The 17,689-nt window shown below is 42.0% G+C and carries 9 protein-coding genes and 1 pseudogene; 5 read left to right on the forward strand and 5 right to left on the reverse strand.

The features are described from left to right. The first annotated feature begins 185 nt into the window (after positions 1-185). Entirely contained in the window at positions 186-674 is a 489-nt protein-coding gene (locus KO531_RS16085; RefSeq protein WP_219251666.1) for a hypothetical protein, read from the forward strand. Between the two features lie 219 nt (positions 675-893). Beyond that, positions 894-1,517 carry a LysE family translocator gene (locus tag KO531_RS16090; RefSeq protein WP_219251667.1) on the forward strand — a complete coding sequence of 208 codons (624 nt, stop codon included), beginning with the start codon at positions 894-896 and terminating at the stop codon, positions 1,515-1,517. A gap of 74 nt (positions 1,518-1,591) precedes the next feature. On the opposite strand, the gene KO531_RS16095 is transcribed toward KO531_RS16090, so the two are convergent. After that, a complete protein-coding gene (locus tag KO531_RS16095; RefSeq protein ID WP_219251668.1) occupies positions 1,592-2,932 on the reverse strand; it encodes a GNAT family N-acetyltransferase in 1,341 nt (446 codons plus the stop codon). A 108-nt stretch (positions 2,933-3,040) separates the two neighbouring features. Here KO531_RS16095 and ggt point away from each other — a divergent pair, with 108 nt between their 5' ends. Together ggt and KO531_RS16105 are read left to right on the forward strand one after the other, a co-directional pair. Further along, positions 3,041-4,780 carry a gamma-glutamyltransferase gene (ggt, locus tag KO531_RS16100; protein ID WP_219251669.1) on the forward strand — a complete coding sequence of 580 codons (1,740 nt, stop codon included), beginning with the start codon at positions 3,041-3,043 and terminating at the stop codon, positions 4,778-4,780. 767 nt (positions 4,781-5,547) lie between these two features. Further along, positions 5,548-7,323, forward strand: a complete 1,776-nt coding sequence (locus tag KO531_RS16105; RefSeq protein ID WP_219251670.1) for an ATP-binding protein — start codon at positions 5,548-5,550, stop codon at positions 7,321-7,323. 352 nt (positions 7,324-7,675) lie between these two features. Here the strand turns inward: KO531_RS16105 and KO531_RS22460 are convergent. Beyond that, positions 7,676-7,876 (reverse strand): annotated as a pseudogene (locus KO531_RS22460) (hypothetical protein); the annotation flags it as partial. A 253-nt stretch (positions 7,877-8,129) separates the two neighbouring features. Here KO531_RS22460 and KO531_RS16110 point away from each other — a divergent pair. Further along, complete coding sequence (locus KO531_RS16110; RefSeq protein ID WP_219251671.1) at positions 8,130-10,322, forward strand: M3 family metallopeptidase; 2,193 nt, start codon at positions 8,130-8,132, stop codon at positions 10,320-10,322. A 98-nt stretch (positions 10,323-10,420) separates the two neighbouring features. Here the strand turns inward: KO531_RS16110 and KO531_RS16115 are convergent, their stop codons facing one another. The 3 genes from KO531_RS16115 to KO531_RS16125 form a co-directional block, all read right to left on the reverse strand. Then, on the reverse strand, positions 10,421-13,837 hold the full coding sequence (locus KO531_RS16115) for a hybrid sensor histidine kinase/response regulator (protein WP_219251672.1): 3,417 nt from the start codon (positions 13,835-13,837) through the stop codon (positions 10,421-10,423). A 24-nt stretch (positions 13,838-13,861) separates the two neighbouring features. Beyond that, a complete protein-coding gene (locus KO531_RS16120) occupies positions 13,862-14,533 on the reverse strand; it encodes a response regulator transcription factor (protein ID WP_219251673.1) in 672 nt (223 codons plus the stop codon). A 497-nt stretch (positions 14,534-15,030) separates the two neighbouring features. After that, on the reverse strand, positions 15,031-17,637 hold the full coding sequence (locus KO531_RS16125; protein WP_219251674.1) for a fimbria/pilus outer membrane usher protein: 2,607 nt from the start codon (positions 17,635-17,637) through the stop codon (positions 15,031-15,033). Positions 17,638-17,689: the final 52 nt, after the last annotated feature.

The following is a 17,689-nucleotide window of genomic DNA, read 5'->3' on the forward strand; positions in this document are numbered from 1 at the left end:
ATATCAATCAAATTATGATTGATAAGGCGCATTTGGTTGATATGAGTTTCAAAAAATATTGGATAATCTCAACATGCTTCTCAGTTATTTTTAGGTTATGGTAGTTTCAGCAAAAATAATGCAAAAAAGTAACAACCAAACGACTAAGATATGTTCTTAACACAATAAGATAACGAGGATTAGCTATGATTAAAGCGGCTTATCAACCTTGGTTTCCCGTGAGCAGAAACCTAAAGCCACACCCGAACCTGAGTTGCAGATTAGAGCATTTATCTTTAACCATACTGTGGCAGGAACTTGATAACGATGCATTCACGATGGAATTGTATTTCCCAACGATTTCAGGAATACAAGTAATTGATGAGTCAAGTTATCAAACCTTCTTAGATAACATAAGTGATAACTTTATTGATATTCAACATGATGATAAAAACAATACGCCATTCCCTATTGATTCAGATTTAAATATCAAGAATCAATCCAATGCCGATTATTTTTCTTTACCTTGGCCAATATGGAAGTCGGTAAAAAATGCACGCCGTCCTTATTATGGTGAATTAGGCGAACATATTTACCAAGACCTATACAGTTATTATATAGTGGGCGCCGATAGTGTTTACTTGATCGATACTGATGTAGAACCTACAGTCAATGTCTTATCTTGTAAACTATGAGGTTAATCGCTGTTAACCGAACAACTGCAGAATTAATCACAATGGGGTTAGTGAGCATATTGTTAATGATAACCACAGTATGCTTTTTGCGTGAAATATCGCCAGCCAACACAACCGATTACATTTAAAGAGAGCAAGTTCAAAATAAGCAGATTGGCTAAATCCGCCATTTTCATTACACTATCGCCCTTCTCATCTTCACCCAAGAATGACCAAACCATGCCTGATTTTGCCTTACTCGCTGTGTTTATCCCGACTTTTTTCTTTGTTTCTATCACGCCGGGCATGTGCATGACACTCGCCATGACACTGGGTATGAGCATAGGTGTGCGCCGCACCCTGTGGATGATGTTGGGTGAACTGGTTGGGGTGGCGTTAGTGGCGACAGCCGCCGTGATGGGCGTAGCCAGTATCATGCTCAACTATCCCGAAGTATTTCAAATTTTTAAATGGATCGGCGGGATTTATTTAGGCTATATCGGCGTACAGATGTGGCGCGCGCGCGGCAAGATGGCCATATTAAGTGATGATGACACTAACCCCAGAGCCAGCAATTTTACCTTGATCTCTCAAGGCTTTATTACCGCCATTGCCAATCCTAAAGGTTGGGCATTTATGGTGTCTCTATTGCCCCCTTTTATCAATGCCGAGCGCGACGTCGCGCCGCAGCTCCTCGCCTTACTGAGCATTATCATGGTGACCGAATTTACCTCTATGCTCGCCTACGCCAGTGGTGGCAAAAGCCTGCGCATCTTCTTGAGCCGTGGTGATAATATTCGCTGGTTAAACCGCATTGCGGGCAGCCTAATGATAGGCGTAGGAGTTTGGTTAGCCATGAGCTAACGGTTTGAACTAACCGCTTAAATGTAAGCCGTTCTACCTAAAATGAGCCCAATAAAGTCCCGTTAACTCGGTCTTTATGAAGGCTCTTTTTTGTAGGGCAATACATCCTGCATCTGTGCCATATATTGCTGTATTTGCAGTGTTTCTTGCTCAACAAAGTCAGCAATCGCCGCCTTAAATCCCAAATGGGCGATGTTATGGTAGGAATACATTGCTACGGGTTCAAAGCCACGCAGCACCTTATGTTCCCCCTGTGCGCCCGCATCAAACACTTGAAACTCATGTTCAATACAATATTGAATACCTTGGTAATAACAGGCCTCAAAATGTAAACCGTCAAGCTCAACCGTCGTCCCCCAATAACGACCATATAAGCATTTCTGCCCTCGGGTATTCTCACCTTTTAAATACAAGGCGCCAGCGACCATCTCACCCTTTGCATCTTCAACCACCAAGAGTAGGACTTGCGCAGCGAGTTGTGCCCCCAACTGCTGAAAAAAGGTTGGCGTTAAATAGCCGCGATGACCGGAGCGCTTAAGGTAAGTTAATTGATAACATTGGATAAAAGTCTGCCATTGCGAAGCGGTGATCTGCTCCCCTTCGACAAACTGAAACTTAAGATTAAAAGGCTGTAACTGCGCCCGCTCCTTCAAGATATTTTTACGCTTACGGGAACTAAAGCCCGCCAGAAAATCATTAAAATCCCGATAACTGCGATTATGCCAATGGAACTGAGTGCCTAAGCGTTTTAACAGCGAATTTGGCAAACTTTCAAATAACGGCGTTTGTGTTGGGGTAACAAACAGGCTGTGCCATGAGGAAATCGGGGTATTGCCCTGCTCTGGCTCATTAAGAATAGCTTCCTTAGATACGAGATTATCCTGCGCTGATATTAGTCGGCGATTCAATGTCAGCAGCAGTAATGCCGACACGCGCAGTTGCTCGGCGCGCTCTACTGCGGGATGAATGCCCATCCGTTGACCTTGCACTGGGGTAAAAGGGATTGCATTCACCCATTTGGGATAATAATCGAGTCCATGGCGCTCATAGGCTTCGGCCCACGCCCAATCGAACACATACTCACCGTAGGAATGGGATTTTTGGTACAAGGGCATGACGGCAATAAGTGGGAACTGATTGAAGTACTTAGCCGTTTGCACACTGATAAACCCTCCTTCAGCCAAAAGCGACAAGCTTTTATCCTTACTGGCGACATCATTTAATGTGTCACCCGCATCGAACACGCATAAATGTCGAGGCGTCCAACCGGTTGCAGTGCAAGCGGAGCGGCTTTGCTCGAGTGCCAACAGAAACTCATGGCGGCAAAATGGATTCGCCTCACCCATGGCGGCATTCCACGCACTGGCCGAAATATCCGACATTGAGCTCGCAAAAGCCAAAATAAGCTGTCTCATTGGGTAAATTATCGTCCTTTACTGGTGTGAACAAGTATACGAGGTTGCAATTAAGCCTAATTCTCGGCACATTGCATAGCCATAATTAAAATAAATTCAGGATTGAGTATGCGTCCAACAAGACCTTTTAGACCTCTTATTCTCGCCATTGCGATGGCGCTTCCCTTACTATCATCTCCCGGTCTGCTTGCCGATGAATCACCAATTTTCAGCCAGATGGCCACCGCACAACCTGTGTGGGCTAAACATGGCATGGTCGCAAGCCAAGAAGCTCTCGCCAGTCGCACCGGCGTTGAGATCCTAAAGCAAGGCGGTAATGCGGTTGACGCCGCCGTGGCTGTCGCCTTCAGTTTGGCTGTCACCTTACCCCGTGCTGGCAATATCGGTGGCGGCGGTTTTATGCTGGTGCATATTGCCAAAGAAAACAAAACCATCGCTATCGATTACCGTGAAATGGCACCGTCTAAAGCCAAGAAAAACATTTTCCTCGACGAAAATGGCGACGCAGTTGAAAAACTGAGCCGTGAACACGGTCTTGCCGTGGGTGTGCCAGGTACAGTGATGGGCATGAGCTTAGCCCTTGAGAAATATGGCACTATGACTCTCGCCCAAGTCGCCGCGCCCGCGATTAAAATGGCGCAGGAAGGCATTAGCGTGACGCCAGATCTTGCCCAATCCCTTGCCGGCCTAAAACGCCGCATGGCCCAATGGCCAACCACGGCCGCTATCTTCTACAAAGCCGACGGCAGTGACTATCAAGTGGATGATATTCTTAAACAACCTGAACTTGCCCATTCGTTAAGTCTTATCGCAGAAAAAGGCACCAAAGGATTCTACGAAGGTGAAACCGCCACTAAGCTCATCAATGCGGTGAAAGACGCTGGCGGCATTATGACCTTAGACGACCTTAAAAATTATAAGGTTGTAGAACGCGAACCCGTGCGCGGCGAATACCGTGGCTACGAGGTTGTATCTATGCCACCGCCATCATCGGGCGGCGTGCACATAATCGAAATGCTTAATGTGTTGCAACAATTCCCGATTGATAAACTCGGCCACAATACCGCGCAGACGATTCATCTAATGGCAGAAACCATGAAGTACGCCTATGCCGATCGCAGCGAATACTTAGGCGATCCCGACTTTTATAAGGTACCCGTCAGAGCATTAACCAGTAAGGACTACGCCCAAAAAATCGCCAGCCAAATTGCGGTGAATAAGGCAACACCGAGCGCTGAAATCAAGCCCGGCAAGCTCGCCCCCTATGAGAGCGACCAAACCACTCACTTCTCGGTAGTAGACAAATGGGGCAATGCGGTTTCAAACACTTACACCTTAAACTTCAGCTACGGCTCAGGTTTAGTGGCTAAGGGAACAGGGATTTTGCTCAATAACGAGATGGATGATTTCTCTGCCAAACCCGGCGTGCCAAACGGCTACGGTTTAGTAGGCGGTGATGCCAATGCGGTCGAGGGCAATAAACGCCCACTCAGCTCAATGAGCCCAACAATAGTAATGAAGGATGGCAAACCCTTCCTCGTCACTGGCAGTCCAGGTGGTTCGCGCATTATCACCACCACACTGCAGATCATCATGAATGTGATCGATCATGGATTAAACATCGCGGAAGCCAGTAATGCGGCGCGGGTTCACCATCAATGGCAACCCGATGAATTGCGAGTCGAGTCCAGCTTTAATCGCGATACCATTTCCCTGCTCGAAGCCAAAGGACACAAGGTGAAAGTACAATCCGCTATGGGCAGCACACAATCAATCATGGTGACCGAACAAGGAATTTTTGGTGCGTCTGATCCACGCCACTCAGGTAGCGAAGCCATCGGCTACTAGCATCTCCATGATGCCGATTTTAGTGAAAGAGATGAGTGTAAAGAGATGAGTGAGAGAAATAGGTGGATGAGATAAAAGGATTTATGACCTATTCGAACTAGGTCATAAACCCTGAGTAAAGCTTGTGCTTTCACTCAACGAATACAAACTTGCAATCAAAAAGCCCTGCTATACATCACTGTATAAGCAGGGCTTTTTATTGTGTGGAAAAGTTATTGTGCTAATTTGCATTGTTTTTTACTTTAGTGACGCTGCAACTGAATCATGAAATATCATACTAAACGCAACTCACTTCAAGACAAAACATGTAGGTGAATTGTACTGGGTGGCCAGTTATTTCTATCGTTGGGACACTTGCGTTGGCTGGTATCCACTCATATAGGCTTGCCATGGCATTACTCATCGACACGGTGAATAGAAACCTAAGGTTTCTGAGCTTATGAACGAGAGCCATGGAGGGCGAACTGGCAGTTAAACAAGGATGTTGTTCAAGTCCGTCCATGGGGCGGACGGTCGTCTCGCTAATCACCATGGCTCACCTTTCGAGCATTCGCGTAACCTGTTGCTTCTAAAGACAGATCTAACAGGAACGATCACCATATAAATTATTTACTTTGAATGGTTAGATGGTCACTATTTTCAAGTTTAGTTATGAGTGTCTTTGGAAAGTTGTTTCTTATACTCACCTAATTATTAATGAAATGGTATTTAGTTGGTTTTATAGTATCATCAAAGTAATAACCTTATGAATTATAGGAATTTAGTAAGTGATACTTTCAGGTTTTGCATTCTCTGGCTATCGCAGCTTCGGTAGTAACGAAAAAGCTGTCATTGCCCCACTTCAAAAAATTAACTTTCTAATTGGTACTAACAACGCAGGTAAATCGAATGTAATGAGGCTTATCTGTGAACACCAAACCTTGTTTACAAAACACGAGACAAAGTTCGATCAACTTGATATTCCTCAAGTAGGCTCTGGCAACTTCAAGTTTTCAATTGCTGCGTCAAAGAAAAGTATAAAAGCACTAAGTAACAGTCTTGTAAAGCGAACAGATTACCAAGGGCAGGAAGTACAATTTGAGTGGCTTTTTAGTACACCACTTTTTGAACATATAGGACAAGGTGAAGATGTTCTTACTTGGTTTAATTTTGACTATCGCAGTAGTCAAATCCACGAACCACTGGATAAACAATGTGCCCTTAACCTAGAAGTACCAAGTGGATTCAGTTGGAAGGAACTTAACATTTCTCTAAATAATGGTTACTACTCAACTGATAAGGATAATATTACAGATGTTTTAAATGCCATTTCAATGACGAAGCCTAGGGTAAATATTAGCCCTGTATTTATACCTGCAATTCGTCAGATTGGATCTTCAGACTCACAGCTGTCAAAGCAATCAGACTTTAGTGGCTCTGGTATTATTGAGCGTCTCCAAAAACTCGAACGCCCAGCAATTGGTTCAAACCAAGAAGATAAAAAAAAGTTTGAGAAGATAAATGCGTTTTTACGCGGTGTGTTAGAGAATGAAAGCGCTACTTTAGAAATACCTCATGATCGCTCAATGATCATCGCTCATATGGATGGCAAAACTCTCCCATTGGAGTCTTTAGGTACTGGTATTCATGAGGTAGTTATCTTAGCTGCCGCCGCAACACTTCTTGAAAATACTGTGGTATGTATAGAGGAACCAGAGCTTCATTTACACCCAATCCTTCAGCGTAAACTCATTAGTTATCTGAATACTGATACCAGCAATCAGTATTTTATTACAACACATTCTGCACACCTTCTTGATGCTACAGAGGCACAAATTTTCCATGTGTCGATGGAAGATGGCGTATCAAAAGCCACAACTGTATTTAATACACGTGAGCGTTCTGAACTATGCGCAAGTCTTGGTTACAAAGGGTCGGATATTCTCCAAGCCAACTGCATCATTTGGGTTGAAGGTCCATCCGACAGAACCTACTTAAACTATTGGCTTAAAGCTAAGGATGAAACCCTAATTGAAGGAATACACTACTCTATAATGTTTTACGGTGGTCGCCTAGCTAGTCATATCAGTGGCTATGACACAGATGAACTGGAAGAGCATGAAAAAGAGCTTATCTCACTTCGAAAATTAAATCGTAACAGTGTGATCATGATAGACAGCGATAAAGCAACACCTAAAAGTCGAATCAATAATACAAAGAAGCGCCTACAAGATGAATTCAACAAAGGCCCCGGATTTGCTTGGGTAACAGAAGGCCGTGAAGTCGAAAACTATTTAGATGAGGATAAGGTAGAGAAAGCTGTTATAGCCGTTCATCCTAAATCAGCGATTGGGCTACGTGCAAAGGGAAAGTGGGACAACCTTCTTGAGTTCATACATAAAACCACTTCCAAAAATAAAGAAAAAACCTTCCCTACAGCTAGTAAGGTTAAAGTGGCAAACTACTACACCAACTACTACCCAGCTGAATTAACCAAGCTAGATTTAAATAAACACATTAACCAACTGGTCACATTCATTAAAAAATCTAATAACATTGAATAATGTGTTAAAAAGACTTAGGAACTTTTATTTTTCCATTAATTACTTTTAGAACTTAAAACAAGAAGTTTCTGGAGTTGTTATTCGAATACTTATTTATTTAGACATCAGCGACTTATGTCGGATTAAATATTAATAACGTAGCTAAGATTTACATAATTACTGCAGTAACATTAAAGAACAGAAATGTTTCATAGAGCCTTTAGGGATTGTTATTTAAAAGAAATATATCGCAAGTTGAAATGGCGAAAATCTAAGATTTAACCGCCGTTTCCGTATGAACCTTTTATATTCAGAACGGCTTTATTGCTCCCTACACTTTTGTGTCATCCCAAAATAACTTTAACAAAGAGCACTATTTCACCGCCGATAGCTCGATAAATGCTGCGGTATACATTTTTAGGTTAAGCATAAATTGCTTATGGGCGATGAACTCTTTTTCAGTATGGCCTGTGTATTCCACACCCAGCATCGCTTGGGCAAAACTTAAAGCATTGGGGAATAATTTACTGTTCGTTGAGCCGCCAATTGCAATGGGTTTAGGGTCGACTAAGCCAAGAAAACGTGCCTGAGACGCGATAATATCCTCGCCCAGTTTGCCATCATTTTTTGCTTAAAAGCCTGAAACAAAACATTTGTTACAAACTAAACACAAAATCGATGGAACCCCTAGTCCGATACATGTTAAACAGTCACATTAAGCTTAATTTAATGGTTTTAGCCGCACGTAGACTTCAATTTTTTCTTGAAATCCAAGGCCATCATCATGCAAACATCCATAACAATATCGACCTAACGGGGAACAAATAATGAAGGGACTAACCCTCAAACCGCAAGCACTCACGCTAAGTGCCATCGCTTTAGCCTTAACTTTGAGTGCCTGTAGCACACAACAACCCGATGCCAGTGTTCAAGCAAGTGCGGCGCCAAATGCAGTGTCAGCACAAATTATCAGCCAGAATGCGACTAATCCATTCTTTAAACCCTATGATACTTTTATGGAAATTCCGGCCTTCGATAAAATTAAGCCTGAGCATTTCCTCCCCGCATTTAAAGCGGGAATTGCTCAACAACACGAACAAATTCAAGCAATTGTTGATAATAAAGCCAAACCCACCTTCGCCAATACGATTGAAGCCATGGAGTTTTCTGGCGATCTAGTGACGCGCGTTTCTAACGTCTTCTTTAACCTGACGGGCGCGGATACGAATGAAGCATTGCAAGCACTCTCGAAAGAAGTGTCGCCTATGTTATCGTCCGCCGAAGACGATATTTTGCTTAATGACAAACTGTTTCAAAAAGTTAAAGCCGTCCACGACGCAAAAGACAACCTGAAGCTCAGCACAGCCCAAGCCAAATTACTGGAAGATACCTATAAATCTTTCACCCGTGGCGGCGCGAACTTAAGCGAGCCAGATAAAACCAAACTGCGCGCGCTGAACGAAGAGATCGGCAAACTCAATTTAGCCTTTGGTGACAATCTATTAGCCGAAACCAATGCCTTCGAATTAGTGGTTGATAGCAAAGCCGAACTCGCAGGTTTACCCGCAGATGTGATTGCAACTGCCTTTGAAACTGCCAAAAAACGTGGCCATGAAGGCAAGTGGGTATTTACCACGTCTCGCCCTTCTATTACGCCTTTTTTGACCTATGCCGATAATCGCCAGTTACGTGAAAAACTCTACAAAGGCTATATCGAGCGCGGTAACAACAATAACGCCAACGATAACAAGATTATCCTCGCTAAGATTGCTGCCCTGCGTGCTGAACGTGCTCAACTGATGGGCTATAAAACCCATGCGGATTTCGTGTTAGAAGAACGCACAGCTAAAACACCAGAAAACGTCTACGGTTTACTCAATAAAGTATGGCCAGCGGCATTGGCCCAAGCCAAAAACGAAGTGGCTGATATGCAAGCCATGATTGACGAGCAAGGTGGCAATTTTAAGCTGCAAGCGTGGGACTGGGATTACTACGCAGACAAGATCCGTGTTGCTAAGTACAGCTTTAATGAGCAACAAACGCGCCCTTATTTCTCCCTCGACAGTACATTAAAAGGCGTGTTCTACACGGCTAACCGTTTGTACGGTTTGACCTTTAAAGAACGCACCGACTTGCCCAAATACAATGCAGAAGTTCGTACTTGGGAAGTTTACGATAAAGACGGCAAACTGATGGCCATCTTTATGGGTGACTATTTCACCCGTGACAGCAAACGTGGCGGCGCTTGGATGAACTCCTTCCGCAAGCAATACAATATGAATGGCGTTGATTCTAAACCTATTATTGTCAACGTATTAAACTACCCTCGCCCAGCGGGTAATGAGCCAGCGTTGCTGACTTTCGATGAAGCCAGCACACTATTCCACGAATTTGGCCACGCACTACACGGCATATTATCGAACGTCGAATATCGCTCACAGGGCGGCACCGCCGTACCTCGCGATTATGTTGAGTTCCCATCGCAAGTGAATGAAAACTGGATGACTCAGCCAGAAGTGTTAGCCCAATTTGCCAAGCACTACAAAACCGGCGAAGTGATCCCGCAAGAACTGGTGAAGAAAATCCAAGCAGCCAGCAAGTTCAACCAAGGTTTTTCTACCGTTGAATACATGGCGGCCACTAAACTCGATTTAGATTGGCACACACTGACCGACACTACGCCAAAGGATGCGGCCAAGTTTGAGGCGGACTCGTTAGCGGCAATGGGACTGATTGAAGAAATTAGCCCACGCTATCGCAGCACTTACTTCTCGCATATTTTCGCAGGCGGTTATTCAGCAGGCTACTACAGCTACCTGTGGTCAGATATTTTAGGTGCGGATGCTTTCGAAGCCTTTAAAGAAAACGGCATTTTCGACAAGGCCACTGCGGATTCCTTCCGTAACAATATCCTTTCGAAAGGCGGCAGCGATGATCCTATGCTGATGTATAAAAACTTCCGCGGTAAAGAAGCCGGTATAGAGCCGCTACTGCGTAGCCGCGGATTACTGGCTGAATAGCATCAAAAATAACGGTTTGCTAAAGGTAAGATCAACAACGGGAGCCTAAGCTCCCGTTGTTTTATGCTATTACCCGTAGTAACTCATTTGTCACTCGATCAGAACTCAGGTAACGCCTTATTTTTACTGTACAAAATAACTAGTGATCTTAGCTTTTCCATAAATACATCTATATGTACTACGTTTTGCGCTAAGCCTTGGGACTCAATATGCCGTCTCAGAATATCAATACTTGCAACTAAAGATTTTTCGTCCAATGCCAGTAATGCACCTTTTAGCCGATGCAAATAACCAAGAAAGCGCTTACCGTCATTCGCATCCAATGCATCAAGCAAGCCTTGTTCGTCACTGTTCCAGCCAGCAACAAACAGCGCTTGCATATCAATAAGTGTCACTGTCGATAATGATTTTATACTTATTTCTTGACTATCCGACATCACCTTTCCAAGAACGTGTTCAAGAGCTCTATTCAATCTCTCGATGGTAATGGGCTTATGTAACACCTCAGCAATACCTGCAGCTTTAATTTGAGTAATACCATTAATATCTGCCGTACTGACAATCACGGGTGTATTAATTCCTTTAGCTCGTATTGCTTTAAGAAATTCAAATCCATCCATCTGCGGCATGCCAAGATCAGTCACTATAATGTCATAAGGCTTGGTCGAGCAGTATTCTAAAGCCTGTTGCCCATCCCCTACGCTATCAACGTAATGATAACCAAGTGCGGCAAGTTGATGCTCAAGTAAGGTTCGGTTAAGCGGATCATCTTCAGCAATTAATACCTTGGCATAATGATGAATTTCTGATCTTTGTTGGCGAACAGTTAAGGGTTCAAGAACTTCATCATGCTTACCACATGCAGCCAAAATAAGTTTGAACATTGATGTCGAGAATGAGGTTACACATAGATCTTGGTTTCGACGTTCAGGGTATAGAGGGCCGTCGCTGGATAGGATCACAGTATCAAGATACGTATATAAGATATCTTGCCATGGCTCTGATAGTGCCGTCCCTGAAGTTGCAAAGACAATTACAGCGTTTGTCCTTGGTGCGGGCAAAGGCTTTAACAAGCTTGCTTCAATGATTTCGACATCAGGGACCCAGCGTTTAAATTGCTCTATCAGATTAAACTGCCAAAGTGGTGAATCGCATACAATTACGACTGTGCTAAAACGATATTTATCTGCAACTTGGGAACGATTTTCGTATGAAAGGTTATGACGTAAAGGCACATTGATCGTAAATATAGACCCCTCCCCCTCCTCACTATCAACTGTAATATTGCCCCCCATTAACGTCATGATCCGTCGACATAAAGTCAACCCTAACCCTGTGCCACCAAAACGACTGTTAATAGATCTGTCTGCTTGTACGAAAGGTTCAAATACTTTGTTGATATGTGCGTGCGAGATACCAATTCCGGTATCGCTAACAGAAATGCGCACCCAGCGGATATCATCCCTAACTTCACCAGGAATAGCCCTGATAGTAATAGACCCCTCCTCAGTAAATTTTCGAGCATTACTCACTAGGTTCATCAGTACCTGAGATAATCTGTGCCCATCTCCACTCCAAGTGCCTGTAAGTTCAGGATCAATTAGGCAGAAAAAGCGCAAATTCTTGTCCAGAATCACAGGTGCAAAAGTCTGTGCACAGCGTTCAACCAGCTCAATAAGTTGAAATGGCTCTGGATGTAATTGTAATTCCTGAGCTTCTATCTTCGACAAGTCCAAGATATCGTTGATCAAAGCCAATAACGCATCAAATGCACGGTTAATTGTCGAAACTCGCGCCTTTTGTTCTAGCGTTAAGGGCTCTAATGCTAATAACTCCAAATTACCCAATGCACCGTGCAAAGGTGTACGAATTTCATGGCTCATCATAGCGATGAACATCGACTTGGCCTGATTAGCTTGGTCAGCCATCTCACGCGCTTGTTCTAACAAACGGACCGTGGTCTTCTGAGCACTAATATCGGTCAAGCTAAACAAGATGACTTCGCGTTGTTGGTAACGAATATGAGAATAAGCCACAGATATTTCCCGTTGCTCGCCACATGCACTTAGCACTGATGCTTCTGTTATCTGTACCTCATGGACGTTTAACTGCACTTCGGATTGATTTTTATGGCGATTCAACTGTGCTTTAACTAATATTTCTCTATAGAAATTCACACATTCTGAGGGTAAAAGTAAGCATTCGGCAGCTTCGTTTTGCATAACCACTTTATTGCTAAAAGGATCATAAATGCTCAAACCTACTGGTGCAGTATTCAGCACGGCATGATTGAATGCATCACTTTCATATACAAGACGCGACTGTATTCGTAGTGGCGCAAGTATTAAACGGTCGAGCAAAAGAATAAAGCCCCACAGGATCCCCAGCACTAAAAATGTCAGTATACTTAATGTGATTAGCTTACTTTTTAGTGCATTAAAAATTGTAAACCAGTCAAATACATAGACTGCAATCCAGTTTGGTCCTTGGATCAATTGTGAAACGAAAAACATGCCATCACGATAAGTTATATCTCGGCGCAAAGCCGTATTTTGTAATAATGCAGGATATTCCAAGATATATTTCGCCCATAGACTCTCACTTGAGCTGTAATTGTCTACACCGAATATATGCTTACGATCACTGGAGACAACAAAAAAACCTGTCTCATGAGTCGCACTCTGAAAGAGCATAGAGAATTTACTGATAGGAACGTTTACGACAATAACAGCGATAAGCTTACCATCACAATAAACTGGGGCGGCATAATTTGTAGTTAATTCATCAGTAATAGGCGATTTATAAAAGGGTACCCAAAACATTCTCTCATCATATAATTTATTCACATTGGTGGTTGCTATCACAGCATCGACCCTAGTTACAGCATCATTGATAAATTTATTAATGCCAACTTCCTTCATATTATTCAATTTAGTTAATGTCAATGGTGGCCATAATGCAAGTAATCGATGATCAGATGAATATATATAACCGCCAAGGTAATGCCCATTTTCTCGCTGACGTAACAAGGGTGTTGGCGAGACCTCACGCATTAAGCCTAAAAAATCAGCCAGTTCATGATCAGTTACGCTATGACTATATGAAGATAAGATCATCGCAGGGGTAGCGGTTACATCAGTATCGGTAACTATGACACCATTTTTTTCTAGTAACTCTTGACGATAACGCAACACGGGTAAACTTTCCCCATCACGTAAGCGCCACAACATCTCATAAAATTCAACCCTTTGTTTCAAACGAGCCTGGGTTCTATCAAGATTTTCCTTGATAATACCTCGCTGAATTTGAAACAAATGTACACGTTCGTCTAAAAAACGTTCAGATAATATTGTGATTTCTACAACTGATATAGTAAGCACAATAAAACTGATAGCTAATCCACCACTAAATAATAACCAACGGGAATAACGTCCGGGTAAGTCAGGATCAGAGAGCGGAGTGCATTTCAAATATTTGCATAATAAATTTCGTAGATTTAATTGAGAATATTTCATTTAGGCGGACCACTGAGAAGGTGTTCAGAATAGTTTGTTAAATATATTCACCAATTCTATATCATTACTTGCACCTAATTTTTGCATCGCTTTTTTCTTCTGAGTGCTTATCGTTTTAATACTACGATCCGTATGTTGGGCAATATCAGTAACTGACATACCACGCACAAACATTCGAACAACTTCAAGTTCCCTCGCCGTCAGTTGCGAAATAGATAAAGTTGGGTTTGAGAGATGATTTGACATCATGTGTTTCACTAACGCTTTTGATGTTATGGGGTCAATATATTTTTCGCCCTGTAGTACACGAGTAATCACTGTCGGTAAAATAGAAATATCATCACTCGATTTACTTAAAAAACCACAAACGCCAATCTGCATCGCTTGTTGCATAATAACTAAATCATCATGTGCAGTTAGCAAGATAATTTTTATATTTGGATATAATCTATGAATACGCCTAAGTAATAGTAAACCATCTGGCTCATCATCATTTTCAAAGGAATAATCACAAATCAAAATATCGCAAGGATCATTAGCGATTGATTCAAAAAGTGCTCGAATGGAAGTCACGGTCCTAACTAAATTAAAATTTTTAAAATCATTTATAATTTTACCAATTCCCATCACAACAACAGGGTGATCGTCAGCCACTATAATATTAACTTTAGACAAGTATCCGTGACTAAAGGGCATGTATAAACTCCAAATACGTTAATTGATAATAAATAGTAAAACATCTAACCGTTACACATCAAACATGTTAAATTATTGTTCAAAAAACAGAGGCTATAATATTTTACTATAAACTTAGAGATGTGGAATGAAAAAGGAATTAACAGAAGGAGCTTAATTATGAAACACTTAATTTCATAAGGTATTATATTTCATAATTTCTCTTGATAGCAATAGCAACTCATGTGACTTAAATCAAAATTTTACATTTTATAGATTATAATACCCACATAAATTATGCGCTTAAATTCATATTTTAAAATATCACTAGTCATGACACTATAACTAGTTGTAAAAAAATTTTTATTCATTCTTTATAATTACCCACGCAATTAATTGCATATGATTTTTAATATTAATAACTACCTTCTATAACTAGGGTTTTATCAGAGTAACCTATAAAAGGTTACTCTGACTCAATCCCCAAATATATCACTATTTTTCCTACTCAAACTCATTTACTTAACCTGTAAACAAGGAGTGTTTAGGCGCTCAAACTTAGTAGGCTTATCCTCTTTATTATGTAATTCAATAGCATAGTTAATTTTGCATTGTTGGGCTGATGATTCGCCCCACTTAATCATCAAGGTGCCGCTGTTATCTAAACCGCGTGCTAGTACACGACCACCTTGTCCAACGATGCCCACAATATTGCCATTATCGGCAATAACTTCACTACCAAAGGGAACACTTATGCCTTCACTAAACTCCAAATCGATGAGGACAACTCTTCCTTTATTAGCAGTCTCAAATTTTGCAATCACCACCGCGCCTGCACTTGGAGTGACTTGTTCACTAGTTGATTTCAGCTCAATTTCGGTCGACATATTGTGTGGATCTATATCTATTTGATTACGACGATAGGGATCTAAGTACGGCATAATGGCATAACCGTCGTCATCTATCGCTACACTTGGGTATGAGGAAAGAGAGGCACCAACAGCATCAGGTGCTTCAATTATGCCGAAAGTATCGCTCACTTGTTGTCCAAAGGTAACACCACCAGCATGAGCAACCACAGCACCTCTTGCACCCAAAGAGACTTGATGATAACCAGAACTGTAACCCACAGATCCATTAAGAGTACCGTGAGATCCATGCAAGTTTCCGTAAAAGTCTATAGAAGGATTATGATTACGCTCTTCTTTGGAAATACTTGATCCCCAGTTATATTGATTGTTTTTTCCAGAGGTACCATTGATTGCAGTACGAATACTATTATTCTCATTCGAGAAATTAACGTTCGATGTTGCACTGACACTCGCGCCTAATGGGATAGATAGCGTAGCGTAAATTTGATCAGAATCAGAACCATATTCATCCGATGTGCGCATTGCTGCAATAGAATAGTTAAAATACCGAGTGCTACTGGAGAAACCAACTTGAAACTGAGTCGTAGAATGAGAGTTATCCCAATAATCCTGCGTTCCGCCAGTGAAATACAGAGATCCTATACTGCCCAATGATTGATTCAACGTAACTTGGATGCTACTACGCTGACGTTTTGGCATCATCCAATAACCTTGATCAAACGAGCTATAAAATAACCCATTTATAGTGTCATCAAAATCAAACGGATTATTTTCTACTTGGTGTCCATCATTCGCAACTGCCATTGCATCTTGTAGATTGTAATAACCGTTGGTGGAATAACGATATGCAGCAACAGAAACTGAACTTCCCATTTTTGGCAACGATTTACTAAAAGACAAGCGCACACTTTGACCGCTAGACGTTTTATTGTCTGCTATTTTCTCATGTGTAGGCACTTCTGTAGAGGCATGGGCAATATCTAAACCGAACGCACCAATACCTGTATTCATGGCTACCCCCACTAAGGGTGAAAAGTAACCGTCGGCAGCTAATACACCAGTGTAGGCAGTAAACAAATTACTCAAGCCGTGCTCATAGGTCAGTTGACCTACAATAGGTTTATCATTATTACTATAAAAGCCACTACGATATTGTCCAATTGCCGCACTATATCTATGAGCACCAGGGCGTAACATGCGCACAACTGCTGAATATGGAACTGAAAAAGTTCGGCTCTGGCCGTTAGCCTCTGTCACTATGACTTCAAGATCGCCGCCATAACCTGAAGGATATAGATCGTCAATTTCAAATGGACCTGGTGCCACAGTGGATTCATATATAGTGTATCCGGCTTGACGAATAGTCACTTTAGCATTGCTATTAGCAACGCCACGCACTACCGGCGCATAGCCTGTTTGTGAATCTGGCAACATACGTTCATCGCTTGCTAACTGAATCCCACGTAATGAGAAGGTATCAAATATATTTCCACTGGTAGAAGAATCACCTAATGTTAACTGTGAGCTAAAAGGCTCAATATCACGCTGAGCATAAAGTGCTCGATTCTCCCAGTTACGGTTATCATCATTCCAATCTAATGACGATTTCGATCTTAAACGCCAGTCCCCTAAATTCACTCCACCGTCTAGGCTTAAAAAGTGTTGAGTACCAAATTGTTGTGCGGAACTGTAATAGCTGGTGTAGCCATAATTAAGCATGCCAGCCGTTACACCACGATCCCATTCTGATGGATCAACATATCCCCGCACATTTCGCCTTAAGCTTAACTGAGGTATGCTCAGATCTAAACGAAGTTCACTAGGATCAAAAAGTACTGATGCTGAGGGAATATTCGTTTGAAGGTCAACACAAGCATGCTTATCTTTGATATCAACATCTTGTAGTTGGAGTGTGTCAATGCCAAAACGGTCAAGCAATTCAATACTCAAACATGGCTCAGCATTTTGCATTCCAGGACTAACCTTGAACAAAACTTCCTCGCGCCCCACTGCAACTTCATTAAGATAAATATCGCTCAAGTAACGCCCAGGTAATATGCTATTACCTTTAGAAAATCGGCTAAGATCAGCAGAATCTGTTCCTCCTTGAAGAAAAGAGGCATCGAACTCTTCTTCAGCATGTACTCCCTGAGCAACAACTAAATATAAAGTAACTAGAACTGAATAAGGAATAAGACAGCATCGTTCGCTCGCATTGTTGCGACTATTACGTGAGGGTGATTTAGTCATCATGTGAATCCGATTCGAAATAAAAGGGTATGCATCACTTATTTACAATAGTGAC

The sequence above is a fragment of the Shewanella sp. NKUCC06_TVS genome, assembly GCF_019345515.1.
Classification (GTDB): domain Bacteria; phylum Pseudomonadota; class Gammaproteobacteria; order Enterobacterales; family Shewanellaceae; genus Shewanella; species Shewanella oncorhynchi.